We start from the raw sequence: 17,406 nt of genomic DNA on the forward strand, positions 1-17,406 counted from the left end.
GGTATCGACAGGCGAGACACAGGTTATGGTATCCCACTCAAGGTTTGGCATCGATTCCTGGTAAGCAGTTATCCCACTGACAGGATACGTGCTATGAAGAATGACCAGGTAACGACGATTCCTCCGAGGAGGTAGTGAGCTACCCCCACAGCCCGACCCTGAGTGATGCTCAGAGCACGAGGCTGAATTGATGGGGCTACTTTCAATTTATTATGAGCCCAAACGATGGATTCGATCAGTTCTTGCCAGTAACCACGACCACTAAATAGGAACATCAGGCTAAAGGCAAAGACGAAGTGACCAGCTAGGAACATTATGCCGTATGCCGACAGAGCTGAGCCGTAAGATGTGATTACATTTGAGGCTTGTGCCCACAAAAAGTCCCTTAACCAGCCATTGATAGTGATCGCACTTTGGGCAAAGTTGCCATTGGTAATGTGAGACACAGTCCCATCTGGGAATACTGTTCCCCAGACATCAGATTGCATCTTCCAGCTGAAGTGGAAAATAACCACAGAGATGCAGTTATACATCCAGAACAAGCCTAGGAAAACATGATCCCAACCAGATACCTGGCAGGTACCGCCACGACCTGGACCATCGCAGGGGAAGCGGAAGCCTAGCTCAGATTTATCGGGAATCAGACGTGACGAACGGGCAAACAGTACCCCTTTGAGCAGAATTAGTACAGTGACATGGATGGTGAAGGCATGGATATGGTGGACCATAAAGTCCGCTGTACCCAGCTCAATCGGCATCATTGCCACTTTACCGCCTACTTCTACAACGCCTCCGCCAAAGGCATAGCTAACGGTTTCCAAAGCATGGGGAGCAGTTCCTCCCGGCGCTAGGTTGTGGATGTTTTGAATCCACTGGGCAAAGATTGGCTGTAGCTGAATCGCCGTATCAGAGAACATATCCTGAGGACGACCCAAAGCCCGCATCGTATCGTTGTGAATGTAAAGACCAAAGGAATGGAAACCTAACCAGATACACACCCAGTTCAGGTGAGAGATAATTGCATCCCGGTGACGGATCACCCGGTCTAGTAGGTTGTTCACATTCTTGGCTGGGTCATAGTCCCGCACCATGAAAATAGCACCATGGGCTGCACCTCCTACAATCAAGAAGGCACCAATCCACATATGGTGGGTGAATAGGCACAGCTGAGTACCATAGTCTGTGGCAAGGTACGGATACGGAGGCATCGCGTACATATGATGAGCCACAATTATGGTCAGGGAGCCTAGCATGGCTAGGTTAATCGCTAGCTGGGCATGCCAAGACGTAGTCAGGATTTCATAAAGACCTTTGTGTCCTTCCCCAGTGAACGGACCCTTGTGAGCTTCTAGAATTTCCTTCATGCTTTGACCAACACCGTAGGTATTACGGTACATGTGGCCAGCAATGATGAACAGGACTGCTAGAGCTAAGTGATGGTGAGCGGTATCTGACAACCACAATCCACCGGTTACCGGATTCAGACCACCATGGAAGGTGAGGAAGTCAGAGTAGACACCCCAGTTCAGGGTGAAGAAGGGGGTTATGCCCTTAGCAAAACTGGGATAAAGATCTACCATCAAGCTCTTATCTAATATGAACTCATGGGGCAGTGGAATCTCACTAGGAGCCACCCCAGAATCCAAGAGCTTGTTGATGGGCAAAGACACATGGATCTGGTGACCTGCCCAACCCAGGCAGCCGCAGCCCAGCAGCACAGCTAAGTGGTGGTTCATCATCGACTCCACGCTCTGGAACCATGACAGTTTCGGAGCTTTCTTGTGGTAGTGGAACCAGCCAGCAAATAGCATCAGGGCTGCCATTACCAGACCACCAATAGCTGTTACGTACAGTTGGTAGCTATTGGTGATACCGGAAGCACGCCACAGCTGGAAGAAACCAGAGGTGATTTGGATGCCGTGGAAGCCCCCACCAACATCGCCATTCAAAATGCCTTGACCAACCACAGGCCAAACCACTTGAGCACTGGGCTTAATAGTAGTGGGATCACTCAGCCATGCTTCGTAGTTGGAAAAACGAGCACCATGGAAGTACATGCCGCTCAACCACACAAAGACAACGGCTAGGTGACCGAAGTGTGCACTAAAAATTTTGCGAGAAACGTCTTCTAAGTCACTGGTATGACTATCGAAATCATGAGCGTTAGCGTGAAGGTTCCAAATCCAAGTGGTGGTTTTGGGACCTCTCGCTAGGGTTCGATCAAAATGACCTGGCTTACCCCACTTCTCAAAGGAAGCTGGTACCGGGTCGTTATCGACCTCGAGTGGCATGAGGAATCTCCTCTCTAGACAAGGAACGACTAATACCCCTAGGGGAGTTTTATTTTTATGGATAAGAAAGCACTTTTCTAATCACTGCTTTCTAACGGAAGCAAGGACCTGTTCTGAATTTACGTCAAAACGGATACCTCCCTTAGAAGATAATAGGTCTTGCTTCAGGCGCTTTTTGAATTCAGTTAAAAATAGTTAACAATTTTTTGGATAATCGTTAACTATTTTCAATTAGCAGTATCAATAGGTATACCACTGTTTGTGTCTAAGCCGCCATCACAACAAATCAAAAGTAACTATAGGAAAAATCAATGATAATTTCTTCAAAATGTTACAAAACGTAAAGAAATGCTAAATATTTTAAAAAAAAGTGTCCTCAATCTATAAAGAGGACCCTCAAAGGTTAAACGTCTAGGGATATGGTTAATACAGAAGCGGAATATTTATAAAAAAGCGGAAGACTTGAAACAGGGGTGCGACCCCGGGCAGATCCCCTAACCAAGGGAACGGGCACCAAGAGGGAAAAAGTGAGAACACACTTGATCATCCTGCCAATAGGCAACCCCAACGCTCATAGACCAACACCATTAGACAAGCAGCAAGACTAGAGGTCAACCTGTAAGTTAAGATTAAAGGCTGGTGATCAAAGGAGATGGCTTGTTGGGTAGGAACAGCCAGATAATCATGGTGAAAAGACTTTTTTTCTTCCTAATCACAACGATTTTAGTTTGGGGTCTGGTGGCCTGTGGAAGCGATCGCATAAAGACATCGAAGCGGTTTGGCATCGATGCCAGCTCCCAAACCAACCAAGTTAATCAGTTATCAGAAGTAGGGCCACCCCTAGCTATTCAAGAGCTTAGTGAGAGCCTAGAGGCTTACCAGCCTCAAGTCATCATTGTCAGACCTGGTGATGACATGGTGCTCGAAGATACAACAGTATCAGTGAAATTTCAGGTTCAGGACTTGCCAATTTTCCAAGATCCCGATCTAGGTATAGGTCCTCATCTGAACGTCATCCTGGACAACCAACCTTTCCAAGCCATCTATGACCTAGACCAACCTCTAATCCTAGAGGATTTATCCCCTGGCACCCATACCTTGCGGGCATTTGCCTCTCGCCCCTGGGATGAGAGCTTCAAAAATGAAGGTGCCTATGCCCAGACCACATTTCATATCTTTACTAAAACTGACGACAACAACCCAGATCCAGCCCTGCCACTCCTAACTTACAGCGTTCCAAAAGGCGACTACGGAGCAGAGCCGATTCTGCTGGACTTCTATTTGACGAATACGCCCTTGAGTAATACCCCTCTGCAGCTAGTGGCTCAAGACAATCTAGATGATGATAGTGTTGATTGGCATATTCGGGTTACTGTCAACGGTCAAAGTTTCCTACTCGACCGTTGGGAATCGATTTATCTGACAGGGTTTAAAGAGGGCAAAAACTGGGTAGAGTTAGAGTTTCTGGATGAACAGGGCAACCCAGTCAAGAATGTTTTCAACAACACAGTAGAGGTGATTAACTACCAGCCTAACGGTGAAGACACCCTTTCCCAGCTAGTACTAGGTCAACTCTCGGCTGAGCAAGCTGGTGGTATTGTAGACCCGAACTATCAGCCACCGCCAACCCCAATACCTGTACCAGAAGTCACACCAGCTCCGAGTCCATCACTGACTACTTCACCTACAGTAGAGCCAACACCAGAGCCAACACCAATACCCTCGGTTGTTCCTATAGTTGAAGAACCTCTCACCTCTGAACCGACTTCCCTAGAACAAGAAACTACAGAAGAAGAAACTACAGAAGAAGACACTACATCACCAGGAGAATTAGCCCCTACTGAAACAGAGCAAATACCAGAACTAGAGGAATCACTAACACCAACTGAACTGCCAATAACTCTGGAGGAAGCAACCCCTGAGGTTGAGCCCAACCTACCTGAGCTGGAAACAACTTTGGAAGCAGAAGAGCTGGTTCCTGCCACTGAAACCCCAGTACCAGTTGAGGAAGCAACTACTGGCGCTGAATCAGTAACCCCTCTACCTGAACCGTCAGAAAAGCCAAAATTAAACATCTGGAGTCGCTTTGGCAGTTTCTTCGGACGTTCCGCTGTCACCCCTAGCCCCTCACCTGAAGCGCTAGAGGAACTGGACATTACATCAGAGGAACCTGTGGTAGCTCCGAGGGAATCTGAGTCCACTAGTGTTGTTGAGGAGATATCGGCAGAACCGGCAGTAGAGACAGGGGAGTCTGAGTCAACTAGTGTGGTCGAAGAGATATCGGAAGAACCAGCAGTAGAGACAGGGGAGTCTGAGTCAACTAGTGTGGTCGAAGAGATATCGGAAGAACCAGCGGTAACACCAAGTGAATATGAGTCAACTAGTGTGGTCGAGGAGATATCGGAAGACCCAGCAGTAGAGACCGAGGAGTCTGAATCAACTAGTGTGGTCGAAGAGATATCGGAAAAACCAGCAGTAGAGACCGAGGAGTCTGAATCAACTAGTGTGGTCGAAGAGATATCGGCAGAACCGGCAGTAGGGAATGGGCAGTCTGAGTCCAACACCAAAGTCGAAGATAGTTCTGAATAACCGATAGTGGCAACACTTGAGTGCGATCGCACAGTAAAAACAGAGTGACAACAGGCAGTAAGCCCATGGTTCGCTCAACTGTTTGAGCACCAAAGGCGATCGCTTTTAGCGTGGCCTACGGCCAATCGCGTAGCGTGCGGCAATGCGCAATCCCTGACCCAGTGGGGATTGCTGGCCGATGCTCAATGTGCAGCTGGCGCTGGCTCCCCTGTTGCCTTGCTGCATCGATTTCAGTACTGAAATCGATTGTTATGACTTGCTTTATTAAGTTTTTTTGCAATGGTGCCAGCTATCAGTATAACTCCCCAAACTTTTACCGATAACGAGCCAACAAAGATTCCCTATCTGCTAGTTGAGTTATTAGGTATTAGCTATAAACTCTATCTATAAACTCTATCTAAAAGTAGTGTTGGTTTAAGAGTTTCCCTGGGTAATCTAGGATTAGGTGATAATTAACCATTCAGCCTTAATGCTTGATCTTTCCTAAAAGTTTGTACTAATTAAAAATACTGGAGTAGATAAATCAGGTGAAACCCTATTTACCAATCCAACTATTAACAACATTATTTCTAATCACAACCAGCACCCTCACTCCTGCTGTTTCTAACGCTCAAATTGATTTACCCTGTTTCATGCGGGATGCCAATGGCAATCTGATTGACCTTGGCAAACTTTGCGGCATATCAAAGCAAAAGAGTTCAGGAGTGATTACAATCCCGATCAAACGCCGAGTCTATAACACTCCTGTAATTGATGTCACTTTTAATGGTAAACGAACCTTTGAAATGGTGGTTGATACAGGAGCATCCGTCGTGACAATTACCCCAAAAATGGCAAAAGCTTTGGCATTGAAGCCAGAAGGAACTGCCACGATGGATACAGCTAATGGTAGAATTGATGTACCCCTGGGTCGCTTGACCTCCGCTGCTGCAGGAGGTATTGTGGCTAACAACTTACTGGTTGCTGTTAGTCCATCCCTGTCAATTGGACTGCTAGGACACAATTTCTATCAAGATTATGATCTCACCATTAAGCAAGATGTCATTGAGTTGCACCTTCGTTAATCCGTAAGGTTAAACACACGCTCTTGAGAGAGGTTTGGGGAACTCGCCAACAAGAAAGCGATCGCTTAATCAAATCAATCATTTGGGATTCGGTCAGGGTAGAGGCTGCTTCATCCCACATCACCCTGATCACGCGACCTCTACGCACTAGGAACTCGAAGACAATTTCACCAGCTACCCCTAGGGGTAGGTTCAACCGTTGCAGATGTTGGGTTAAACAAGTTGTCCCTATTTCATCTAATCCCTTAACTCTGACCAACTGTAACCTGTGATGGCTGATTGCTGCTGAGCTTAATATCTCTGACTTCACCTTTTGAATCAATCTAGGACAGACCAAGGTCAATTCAAAATTATCTGGTGATTGAGTGCCGAAATAGTCCTCAGTAATAATTTTTGATGCCTGATGGTTATCATAGGGATTATCATTATCAGTGATGCGATCCTGAAGTGTCTTAGAAGTAATATAATCCTGAGGGATAATTTCTGATGCCTGATTGCCAGAATATAAATTATCATTATCATTAGTTAGCTTAGATTCTTGGTACCTGTTTTGCTTATACTCTGACTGTTGAATCCAAGCTTTGGTTTTAACCCCCAATTTCCTATATTCACTTATTGGTAGGACAGACTTTGGCATAGGAGAAGACCAGGCGGTGGGAGAAGACAAGGGAGAGAGGGAAAACAGTAAAGATCGGTTGATCTTAGAGTGCTTCGGTGTCGCCTTTTTCCCCTGGTCATGAGGCAAGAATTTGGAATTGATGTCAATTTCTGCTTGTCTGGTGCTGCCCTTATCCCCTGCTCTCAACCCTGAACGCCACTTCTGTAGCCTGAGTCTATCCTGAATTGCACTAGCAAAAGTACTTTTGATCATGCCTTCCCAGTTAACTCCTTCTGGTATTGTTACTGGTACTTGCATCGATACGAGCTGGCTTTCTCCTGCAACCACCTGATCACTGACAGCAACAAAAGCGGTGTACTGGCACAATAGTTGATAACTCAACGCTGTTGCGGTCACTGCCTCTACCCCAGCTTTGGTTTCACAGCTCAACATTTGCTGCATCAGGTGTTTAATCCTTGCTCTACCCCACAGCTGGGCAATGGCTGGATTGTCGGCTTGATCAAAATTGAGGTTAAATCTTTTCTCGTAGTAACTACCATCCGCCCTAGTACCAGTAATCCTGAGAGTACCAGTAGGGGTTGTTCCCGTAGCGTGGCCTTTTGGCCAAGGTTGGTTTGGGGTTAAGGTTGAATGTTGTTTGGTTGAAAGTTCTAAGGCCGTAGGCCACGCTACGCGATCAGCTGTAGCATTCGAGTCGGGTTGGTTATTCTCCAAACCTTTAACCTTCAACTTGCTAACCTGCAACTGTTCTGCCTGGAACTCTTGAATGGGAGAAATGCGTCCACAGATAACCAAAGGCTGCTGGGTAAATAGATCCGGAGTGGGATTGGGATAAATTATCGCTTCCCCTGGGCCTTCCCAAGTAACGTGAATATTGGTTAGCACTGGGTTATTAATTTGACGGAAAAACTGTTCCGCTACTGCTTCAGTTGGTTCATCCTGACGCACCATTCTAGCTATTCCCCGTCCAATTTCAGCTAAGCGATTGAGCAGAAAGCGGTTCGGAGAACTGCCGACACCAAAGCTATAGATGCGATTTCCAGGTTTAAGCTGTTGCTGTACTTCTGCTAGTACCTGATTCTCATTGCTAATGTAGCCATCACTTAGCAGTACAATACTCCGTAGTCGTCCCTCTGGTGCAGCCGGTAAATTCAGCAAGTTACGAATACCTTTGAGTAAATAAGTACCACCGTTGGCTTTTAATTGATTGATGTAGTTAATCGCCTTTCTACAGTTTTGGGGGGTATTCGATAAGGGTTTGGTAGATAGCTGGGTAGCAGTATCTGAAATATCAATAATGGTAAAGGTATCCTTCGGATTGAGTCCATTAATAAACCGACGCATCAATTCCTGAGACTTTAGCAGAGGATCCCCCATTTGAGAACCAGAGGTATCGATCAGGAACACCACATCCTTTGGCACAATCTCATCGGTGCTATAGTCCAACGCGGGGATAAGATACACAGCAAAATGATTGCCCCGTTGATCTGCGTGGGTAAGTACTGTTGTCTGAGTTTGCTCCTTGGCAATCCCATAGCGTAGAATCAGGTCTTTGTTGGGAATCGTGTCTTCCTGACTCAGTTTTACCCGCAGGATTTGCCCCTGTTGTTCAATGTTAATCTGATGGGAGGTAGAATAAACCTCTGTAATTGCTACTCCAGCGTCAATCTCGACGGTTACCCCAATGTCATGACCTGAGCGCATGTCTGGCGGAATCAAGGGTGGAGTGATCCGGGAAGCATCGGGAACAAAGTCAGTATCCCCACTCTCATCAATGGGAGTACCAGGGATGAAACGGGGGCCAACTACCATTGGGAAGACAAATTCATAATTACCTCCCTGGAACTGTAGCTGATCGGTATAGCGAAGGGTGACCTCAATTTGCTCCCCTGGTTTAATGTGAGCTAGAGATTGAGTAAAAATATTATCCCGTTCTTGCTCTAAGAGTCCCGCAGTCCGCCCCTGACTGCAAGCTTGCTCGTAGATAGTTTGAGCCTCTTCCCGTTTTTTGATATTGCCCTCAATTATGCGATCGCTTAATTTAATCTCCATCTCATCCACCGCCGCTTGATCCGGTAGTGGAAAGATATAGACCGCTTCTAAGGGTTCGCTGAAAGGATTGTCAAAGGTCTGTATCACCTCTACCCGTGACAGGTGACCGGTAATTTTGGCGTAAACCTCTGTATGTTTCAGAGGAAATACCGAGTGTTCCTCGTCTTCGTTAACGTATAGTCCCCCTAGCAACTGCTTGGAGCATAATAGTGCATGAGTGGGCATGGGCATTTACCTTAAGATTGAGCAAATCGGTGAGTTTCGCCACTGTCCCTATCAGTAGCAAGGTCTTGGGTAGACGCACCATGCTAGCCACAAATCTAATGATAAATCCTTACCAAGAGTGAACTTGGGTCAATCTGCCTTTTAGTTAGCCATCATAATCGCTGTCAATCTCAATATCGAGAGTTTCTTGATCTACCCTTACATACAAAATGTTTGGACGACAGCACACTTGACAATCTTCGATATAGGATTGCTGTTCACCAGCGCTTAGATCAACAAAGGTCAAATTGGTTTCACCACAATAGGCACAGGAATATTGAGCAGTCTCTTGCATTCAGTCAGAATTTTATTTGAGTGTAGCAATAATTGTATTGAGTCAGGGCTGACGGAGATCACAACTAACCTATGAAATGGGTAACTGATAAATTGACAGGCTGACGGTCTGTTGTGGAGTCGTTTTTTGTGGAGTCGTTTTTTGTGGAGGTTTGACGGTTGACGGTTGACGGTTGACGGTTGATGGTCAACCATGAACAAACATTCAATTTACAACAGCTGATGACTAAACCATCTCCATCGTTACCACCAGGATGTATTTTCCGCCCTGCCTGTGCCAAGGATACCTGGGCAATTCTTAAATTAATTCTGATGGCTAAACTAGAGCCTACCCAGTTGCGTTGGACCCAGTTTCGGGTGATTGAATTTGAGGGGCGTGTGGTGGCTTGTGGACAATTGCGCAACTTTCCCGATGCCCAAGAATTGGGGAGTTTGGTTGTGGCACCTAAGTGGCGCAATCAGGGCTTGGGGAGTTATCTGATAGAAAATCTAATCAAAGAGGCAACTCAGCCTGCCGGTGCGCTTTATCTCGAATGTATGGGTTGGTTGACGCCATTTTACAACCGTTTCGGTTTTGTGTCAGTATCCTGGCAAGACTTACCCAAATCCCTTAAAGTTAAGTTTGGCTTGTCCAAACTAGCAACTACAGTATTGCGTATTCCTCTATCCATCATGATCTACCAACGAAAGGATGAAGGATGAAGTATGTTCCCGTAGCGTGGCCATTCCCGTAGCGTGGCCTTTTGGCCAAGGCCAAGGCCAAGGCTGAATTTTTTGGCATCCATGCTTTTTGTCTTCAGACTTTATACTTGGTATCGAGCTATTGTATGGAGCTATAAAATAAGCAGTATTGGAAGCAGCCAGCCGCCTATGGCAACCGCCGCATTTTTTCAAGGTATATTAGGAGCTTCGAGTTTGGCATTGGGAGCCTTAGTTGGGGTTTTCTGGCAGCCAAACCGCACTGTTTCTGCTGCCATCATGGCATTTGGTAGTGGAACCTTAATTTGTGCGATCGCATTTGAAATCACCATACCTGCTTACGAAAATGGTGGATTTTTACCCCTCCTGCTAGGATTCCTAGTGGGGGGTAGCCTGTTTACTGGAATCACCACATATATCGACCAGCACGGTGGTTTCCTACGCAAACCTGCCTCTAGTCGTCGCTATTTAATTGAACATACTCAGGAACAGGTATCCGATGTACTCAATCGGATTGCCCACGTGGAGGTGATGCAAAATATTCCCCTCCAGGAAAAGCAAGCTATAGTTCCCTACCTCAAACCAGTCTATGCTCAACCTGGAGATATTCTTTGTCAGGAGGGAGCCCCTGGTGATCACCTCTATATGATTGTGGACGGAAAAGCGGAAGTCTTCAGAGGTAAAAAATTAATTAATACTATGGGTTCAGGGGAAGTATTTGGTGAAGTGTCACTGCTAACGGGAGAACCCCGTTCAGCCACTGTTATTGCCCAAACTCCCATGGAGTTATATCAACTACACCAAGAACATTTTAATCATGTCCTGAGTTGGTCTCCCCACTTAGCTTGGGCTCTCAGCCGTTCCTTAGCACGCCGACTCCAATTTGCTACTGACTCTAGGGTAGCAGTAGAACATAAGTTAGACCGTTGGCGACAACAGTTGATTGCTCAAGCAGAACTGGATCTATTAATTAGAGAAGATCCAGCTATACTAGAAAAATTAGTTAAGAATTCTGCTCCTTTTGCTATTGTCATCGGTACCTTGATTGACAATATTCCTGAATCTGCAGTTATCGGTATGAATGCTGGGGACTCTCACTTCAGCTTGTCATTTTTACTAGCAGTTTTTATCTCCAATTTTCCAGAAGCATTATCCAGTGCTACTGGGATGAAACAAGCTGGAACTAAAACCACTCAGATTCTTGGGTTATGGATGGGGGCGGTGATGCTGTGCGGACTCTGTGCAGTTGCAGGTCATGTTTTAGAAAGCCATACCCCAGAATCATTCATCGCCTTAGCTCAGGCTACTGCTGGTGGAGCAATTTTGGCAATGTTGGCTAGCACCATGATGCCAGAAGCCTATGAATTGGGAGGCAGTTCCGTTGTCTTATCCACGATAATGGGGTTTCTAATCGCATTTTTTATGTCATCGATGAGCTAAGTCCTGAGTTCTGATTTGCTGAATTTCGGTATTGATTGGTTTTGTATTTTGCCTTCAACCGTCAACCGTCAACCTTGGCCTTTCGGCCACGCGTTCGCTGAAAGCGGGACTTCGTCCATCGCGTTCAACCTTCAATCGTAAACCTTAAACCTTGGCCTTTCGGCCACGCTACGCGAACAACCTTCAACCTTCTGGATTTGGTGATGAATCACTAGATTTGATATCCAACCAAGCTCGGATTTCTTCAACTAACCAATTCAATTCAGCTTCTGGTAATTGTTCGCCAAAGATGTAAGTTTGGGATTTTTGACCAAAGGGTGATGGTCGTTCTACCTGAGTAGTGATCGCAATCCCCCGATGGTATCTGCCTTGTGCATCCCGATAGGCAGTAATATAAACTTCTTTAATTTGTGAGTTTTCTCCTCGATCCCATTTTTTGCGGCTCAAGGATGCCTTAATAATTTCAAATTTTTTGTTATCAAAACAAATACGAACTGCCTCAGAAAAGTCTTTTTCCGAGTTTAATGATGTTATCCACATCACTAAAAAAAATGGGATAGCTAAAGGCAGTAATGATACTGGAATTGCTAATAAAATTACTAATATTTGAACAATAAGGTGCTTAAATAAATCAAGTAAAATTGCTACGACTACTCCCAACCCAACACCAACTAATATCCGGTTTTGCCTAGACTTTTCTAAGGTCTTGAATCGCTGTAGGGAGTAAGAAAATACCCCCTTTACCACCCCTCTAGCTTGTTTTAGGGCATGTTTGAAGGGTTTCATCACTATCATTTCCCAGTGAGAGGGGATATCAATGATTAGTTGTTCTGCTGATTTATGAATACGGACAACAGTGTCTGGCAGACCAGTTGGGGAGGTGTTGTTTGATGGAACCACTGGGTTAGTGTATAGGGCTTCAGTAGCTTGTTTAGCATCACTGAAGCGGCGCTCCACAGCTGGTTCTGTAATTTTCTCTAGCCAGGTCACCAAGCCAGGCTCAACAGTAGAACCGAGTAGTTGACGAAATTGAATCCGCAAATTTTCCTGAGGTAACTCAGCAGGTGCCACTCCAGTCAGCAGTTCAATCAAGGTCACCCCTAAGGCATACAAATCAGAAGCAGGCACAGCTTGACCCCCAAACTGTTCCATGGGAGTATAACCATAGGTTCCCACCACTGTAAATGTGGCACCCGCAGTAGTTGGTTGAGCCTGCACTGCTCCAAAATCGATTAAATATACCTGCTCGTCCTCACCCCAAATTAGATTGCTTGGCTTGATATCTCGGTGTAAGACTGGGGGGTTGAGCTGATGTAAGTACTGAAGAATTTCTAAAATATCAGCTGCGATAGTATTTACCTGCTGCTGAGAGAATCTAAACCCTTGAGACTGTTGCTGTTTCAGGGATAGACCAGGGATATACTCCTGAACCAGTCCAAACCATAGGATACTCTCATCGAGGGAAAAATAATCCCGATACTTGGGAATCCGAGGATGATCCAGTTGTTTGAGAACTTGCGCTTCCCGCTCAAATAGTTTCAAATCGTCCCATTGTACGGGACCACCTAAAGCCAAAAGCTTGACTACGACTTGTGTGTCAGACTCGGAATCCAGTGCTAGCCAAGTCTGGCGCACTGGATTGTCATTCAGCTGCTGCTGGAGGTAATAGCGATTTTGGAGGACTTTTCCAGATTCTAGCATAGTGTAGTAGGCGTTGAAGCCAGTTCTTTTACTATAGCTTTTGGTGAATACAACATAGTATAAAGAAGGATCCTTGTGAATAAGAGCAATCAACCATGTCCTGTAGTAGTTACAGAAGTATTGGGGTTGTTGCTAATAGATTGTTTGTCAAAAAATTATGATTACCCTAAATCCCTCTGGTAAGCTATCAGCTATCAGCTATCAGCTATCAGCTATCAGCTATCAGCTAAAGGCCTGTGGCCACGCTACTTGAGATGCTTAGGTGCGCTTTCCGCATCTAATTATTAAATTCGCCACGGGTCGCACTTGAATAAAATAAGCTGACCGCTGAGCGCTGACCGCTGAATGCTTACTCCCTCTGCCTAATTAACCCCCTTCCATCCCCCTTAAAAAAGCCGAGTTGTTTCAAGGGGTGCTAGGAAGGAAATCAAAGACACGAAGCTCTTAGTTTTTAAAATTTGTTTTATACACAGTACAGTCTATATTCAATAGAATAGTAATTACATTTTAGGTAATTTTATTGATTGTTTAAATTGAAATTGAAATTGAAATTGAAATTGAAATTGAAATTGAAATTGAAATTGAAATTGAAATTGAAATTGAAATTGAAATTGAAATTGAAATTGAAATTGAAATTGAAATTGAAATTGAAATTGAAATTGAGGAGATGGGGAGATGGGGAGATGGGGAGATGGGGAGATGGGGAGATGGGGAGATGGGGAGATGGGGAGATGGGGAAATAGCGAGATAGCGAGATAGGAAAAATTTTTATAGCTCCCGACTCCCGACTCCCGATTCCCGATTCCCGACTCCCGACTCCCTTCTAAATTATGGATTTAACTGCCAAACTAGTTATTTTCCAAGGCTCTATCTTAACTACTTTTCCATCAGCTGATGCTTCTGATAAACTAACAGGTCTTTCCAATAAATCAACTGGGTGAACTACTTTTAATCCCAAATCACTCACTAAGGATAAATTCGCTGACTCCCCATGAGATTCATAGCACCTGAGAATCCATTGATCAGGGATATCTTCGGATTGTTTAAGTGCCATCAATATTAGAGTCTTGGCTGACAAATTTAATAGTTGTCCGGTTGATGGTAAAGAAGGTCTACTATTATTACTGACATTATTACTGAAAATAGAACTATTAGCGGGAGACCAAAGTAACCCTAGAAATGGTAAATTAAGCTGGTATGCTAGCTTAACCGTATCTGCAGAACGCCAATTGCCTTGATGAGGATAGAGAGCATAGGTGAATTGGTGGATGCCTTGATCAGCTTCAGGATCGGGCCAAGTGGGAGAGCGAAGCAATGTTAGACGTAATTGGGAAGCCTGGGCATCATAGCCGTATTTGCAATCATTAAGCAAACTGACACCATAGGTTTGATCACTCAAGTCTGCCCAACGCAGAGCAGGTACTTCCCATTTAGCTTGCTCAGCAGGGGTTTGGGGTCGAGTAGAACGTTGAATTACCCCACAAGGCATCTCATAGGACACATAATCGGCATCAATGGCTAATGGAAACGCAGCTTTGACTAATACATGGCGTTCCTGCCAGTCTACGGTAGTGGCAATTTTGAGGACTGGGGATTCTGCTGAGAGGATATAGTCCTGACAAAATTGCGATCGCATTAGCCGACGCACCACTCGCAAACGTTGACGCAATACTCCGGTTTCAATCCACTCGATCCCGATCAGCTCAGTGCTCGGCAAAGGATGGTCAGCATAATTTGGGTCTATATTCCATGCATCCCAATATTGACCACTATCCTCGAAAGCTTGTAGCTGATTTCCAGGACCACTAAGCACTTCCCGCTGATTAACCTGATCGAAGACACTACTTAAATCTCCAGTTTCTGGGTCTACCACCACTCGTAGGTATTGATTCTCTAATACGAAATCTTCAATCGGGAGTTGGGAATCGGGAATTGGGAATCGGGGATTGGAACCCACCCCTAACCCCTCCCAGGAGGGGAACGGGAATCGGGAATCGGGAATCGGGAATCGGGAATCAGGAATCGGGAATCGGGAATCGGGACGTAGCTCTAACTTCAAGTGCTCAGTATTGCTGCACAACCAAAAAACACGATATCCTACCGAAGGAATATTACTGGCTAGAAACAGCAATTCTATTTGAGAATAGGAGAGATTGTCATTGTTATTGTCATGGTTTTGGATGTGCTGGGCTTGATCGTGCTTAACTTGAGAGACTATCTTTTCCCCAAAACAGTCATACACTTCCCATTCGATTGACCCGACCGGTATAGAAACAGGTAACGAAATAGCTAAAGAAATAGCAATTACTTCTGAACGCTGCCAATTGAGAGGATTAAAGACAATAATGGCTTGAGCATGGGGTTTCGGTGGTGGTGGCAGGGTGATCTTGGATGCGATCGCATTTAATGATTCCTCCAATATCTCCCCCGTCACCTCCTCGACTTCCTGCCAAGCCTGATTAGCTTCTACAAAGACTTCCGGAATCGATGTTCCTGGTAAGATATCGTGAAACTGATTAAATAACACCTTTTTCCAGGCTTCCTCCAGTTCAGTCTTAGGATACCCTTGTCCTGTCGCAATGGTTTTCAGGGCGGCAAACAGTTCTGCTTGGTACAATAACCCCTCACAACGACGTAGATAGCGCTTTTGGTCAGCATGAGTGGTATAGCAACCGCGATGGAATTCTAGATAGAGTTCATCATTCCAGACCGGAATCTCTTTAGTGGTTTGGCTTTGGCCTTTCCCCCCTCCGCTGTCCTCTGTTCTGATTTCTTCTTCCCCCACACTTCCGACACTAAGGTTCTCAATACAACCTGCAACCTTGGCCAAAAGGCCACGCTTTCGGCAAAGCCGACGCTGCGCGAACGCGAACAACCTGCTAACCTTCAACCTACTAACCTTCAACCCGCTAACCTTGGCCAAAAGGCCACGCTTCGCGAACAACAAATAGTCACTGGCGGTGGTAAATTCCAGCTTTGGGAAGAATGGGGATTTTTGCCAACGTCTTGCTACTTGTAACATATCCCTGGTGGGACCACCGCCATGATCTCCGACACCAGGTAACCAAAATGCCTCCTTGAGTGAGGTTTGAATTTCCCAATCAATGGCGTAGCTTGCCATAGTAATGGGATTTGTATCCATCACACCAGCAACGTTAGGGGGAGACATCAGGCTGAAGATTTGGCTGCCATCGGGAGACTGCCACCAGAAAGCACCATAGGGAAATTTGGTGGTATCGTTCCAGTGCAGCTTCTGGGTCACGAAGTAGTCAATTCCACCCTGTTTGAGTAATTGAGGTAGTTGCCAACAGAAGCCAAAACTATCCGTTACCCATGCCACTGTGGTTAACTGACCGAAGGTTTTCTGGACGTAACGTTGACCATAGAGGATTTGTCGGACTATTGATTCACCATCAATTAGGTTTAATTCCGGTTCTACCCACATCCCCCCCACAATTTCCCAACGACCAGCTGCAACTTGTTGTTTTATCCGTTTAAATAAATCAGGGCGATGCTGTTCTATCCAAGCATAAAGGGCAGGGGTGGTATGGCAAAAGGTGAAATCTGGAAATTCTTGCTGTAGCTTTAATACTGATTCAAAGGTACGCACAGCTACGTCCCAGGTCTCGCTGACTGGCCATAACCAAGCCAAATCAAGGTGAGCATGACCTAGCATTTGGATAGAGTTTTGACTATTTTGAATTCTGAAGTTTGAATTTTCAATTGTACTGAGTTGTTGGCGCAATCGGGTAAGCGATCGCATAAATTCTGTCGGCTGTGACACCATTTCCCAATCAATCTCAGCCACAGCCTTAGCTAGAGTCCCTAATTGTTCTGGTTCAAAACTAGCGCTATACTTTTGTAAGACAGTCAATTCATCAGCTACAAAGCCTGGATCGATATCATTGGTGGCTTCGTAGAGGATTTGCGATCGCATTAATCCGCCGATATCATGACCAGGACTAACCAACCTGAGGGCTACGGCAAACTCTTCCCCTGGCACTACTGCTGGATTTAGCAGCATCCGTGTGGAGGAATCAAATAAATCCCCCTCTTGTACCAGCTGACCGTTGACAAAAATCTGAGCCGATTCTGCCCACCACGTCAACACTAAACGTAATCCTAAGCCAGCTAAAGGATAGCGCTGCAAATCCTGGGGCACTAGGAATCGTTGACTCAACCAGATCACTTGTCTTCCAGCAGACCAAGTAATGTAATCCTTGTCATTACGTTGGGCTATTGACCAATTGTTCCAGCACTCTGGTTGAGTGGCCACAGGATAAGGAATATCTTCTTTACAGTATCGCCAACCCTGCTGAACATTGGTTTGAGTTAAAGCACGGAGTTTTGCGATCGCATGATTAATCCCATCAATAAGCCTAATCTGATCCAT

At 45.5% G+C, this 17,406-nt stretch carries 9 protein-coding genes; 4 read left to right on the forward strand and 5 right to left on the reverse strand.

What is annotated here, in order from left to right; translation table 11 throughout:
- Positions 1-68 precede the first annotated feature (68 nt).
- Positions 69-2,291 carry a photosystem I core protein PsaA gene (psaA, locus tag F6J94_RS00760; protein ID WP_293035911.1) on the reverse strand — a complete coding sequence of 741 codons (2,223 nt, stop codon included), beginning with the start codon at positions 2,289-2,291 and terminating at the stop codon, positions 69-71.
- 684 nt (positions 2,292-2,975) lie between these two features.
- Between psaA and F6J94_RS00765 the strand changes: the two genes are divergently transcribed.
- Both F6J94_RS00765 and F6J94_RS00770 read left to right on the forward strand, forming a co-directional pair.
- Positions 2,976-4,880 (forward strand): hypothetical protein, encoded by a 1,905-nt coding sequence (locus tag F6J94_RS00765; protein ID WP_293035913.1) that lies wholly within the window; start codon positions 2,976-2,978, stop codon positions 4,878-4,880.
- A 527-nt stretch (positions 4,881-5,407) separates the two neighbouring features.
- On the forward strand, positions 5,408-5,944 hold the full coding sequence (locus tag F6J94_RS00770) for a retropepsin-like aspartic protease (protein WP_293035915.1): 537 nt from the start codon (positions 5,408-5,410) through the stop codon (positions 5,942-5,944).
- Here the strand turns inward: F6J94_RS00770 and F6J94_RS00775 are convergent.
- Positions 5,922-8,840 (reverse strand): VIT domain-containing protein, encoded by a 2,919-nt coding sequence (locus tag F6J94_RS00775; protein ID WP_367142141.1) that lies wholly within the window; start codon positions 8,838-8,840, stop codon positions 5,922-5,924. The genes F6J94_RS00770 and F6J94_RS00775 overlap by 23 nt on opposite strands.
- Before the next feature lie 145 nt (positions 8,841-8,985).
- The gene (locus tag F6J94_RS00780; RefSeq protein ID WP_071103615.1) at positions 8,986-9,174 is read right to left on the reverse strand and encodes a CPXCG motif-containing cysteine-rich protein; all 189 of its coding nucleotides are present in this window, start codon (positions 9,172-9,174) and stop codon (positions 8,986-8,988) included.
- Between the two features lie 221 nt (positions 9,175-9,395).
- Here F6J94_RS00780 and F6J94_RS00785 point away from each other — a divergent pair, with 221 nt between their 5' ends.
- Both F6J94_RS00785 and F6J94_RS00790 read left to right on the forward strand, forming a co-directional pair.
- Positions 9,396-9,875, forward strand: coding sequence for a GNAT family N-acetyltransferase (locus tag F6J94_RS00785; RefSeq protein WP_293035917.1), 480 nt, complete (start codon positions 9,396-9,398; stop codon positions 9,873-9,875).
- 168 nt (positions 9,876-10,043) lie between these two features.
- On the forward strand, positions 10,044-11,312 hold the full coding sequence (locus F6J94_RS00790) for a cyclic nucleotide-binding domain-containing protein (protein ID WP_293035918.1): 1,269 nt from the start codon (positions 10,044-10,046) through the stop codon (positions 11,310-11,312).
- A gap of 183 nt (positions 11,313-11,495) precedes the next feature.
- Here the strand turns inward: F6J94_RS00790 and F6J94_RS00795 are convergent, their stop codons facing one another.
- The gene (locus F6J94_RS00795) at positions 11,496-13,013 is read right to left on the reverse strand and encodes a serine/threonine-protein kinase (RefSeq protein WP_293035919.1); all 1,518 of its coding nucleotides are present in this window, start codon (positions 13,011-13,013) and stop codon (positions 11,496-11,498) included.
- An 823-nt stretch (positions 13,014-13,836) separates the two neighbouring features.
- Positions 13,837-17,406 (reverse strand): alpha-mannosidase, encoded by a 3,570-nt coding sequence (locus F6J94_RS00800; RefSeq protein WP_293035920.1) that lies wholly within the window; start codon positions 17,404-17,406, stop codon positions 13,837-13,839.

Origin of the sequence: Moorena sp. SIO1F2 (assembly GCF_010672755.1) — a bacterium.
In the GTDB taxonomy this organism is placed as follows: domain Bacteria; phylum Cyanobacteriota; class Cyanobacteriia; order Cyanobacteriales; family Coleofasciculaceae; genus Moorena.

Coding starts and splice junctions, on each gene's coding strand:
- F6J94_RS00790 (WP_293035918.1), top strand. CDS start 10,044: ATGGCAACCGCCGCATTTTTTCAAGGTATATTAGGAGCTTCGAGTTTG.
- F6J94_RS00800 (WP_293035920.1), bottom strand. CDS start 17,406: ATGGATCAGATTAGGCTTATTGATGGGATTAATCATGCGATCGCAAAA.
- F6J94_RS00795 (WP_293035919.1), bottom strand. CDS start 13,013: ATGCTAGAATCTGGAAAAGTCCTCCAAAATCGCTATTACCTCCAGCAG.
- F6J94_RS00765 (WP_293035913.1), top strand. CDS start 2,976: ATGGTGAAAAGACTTTTTTTCTTCCTAATCACAACGATTTTAGTTTGG.
- F6J94_RS00775 (WP_367142141.1), bottom strand. CDS start 8,840: ATGCCCACTCATGCACTATTATGCTCCAAGCAGTTGCTAGGGGGACTA.
- F6J94_RS00780 (WP_071103615.1), bottom strand. CDS start 9,174: ATGCAAGAGACTGCTCAATATTCCTGTGCCTATTGTGGTGAAACCAAT.
- F6J94_RS00785 (WP_293035917.1), top strand. CDS start 9,396: ATGACTAAACCATCTCCATCGTTACCACCAGGATGTATTTTCCGCCCT.
- psaA (WP_293035911.1), bottom strand. CDS start 2,291: ATGCCACTCGAGGTCGATAACGACCCGGTACCAGCTTCCTTTGAGAAG.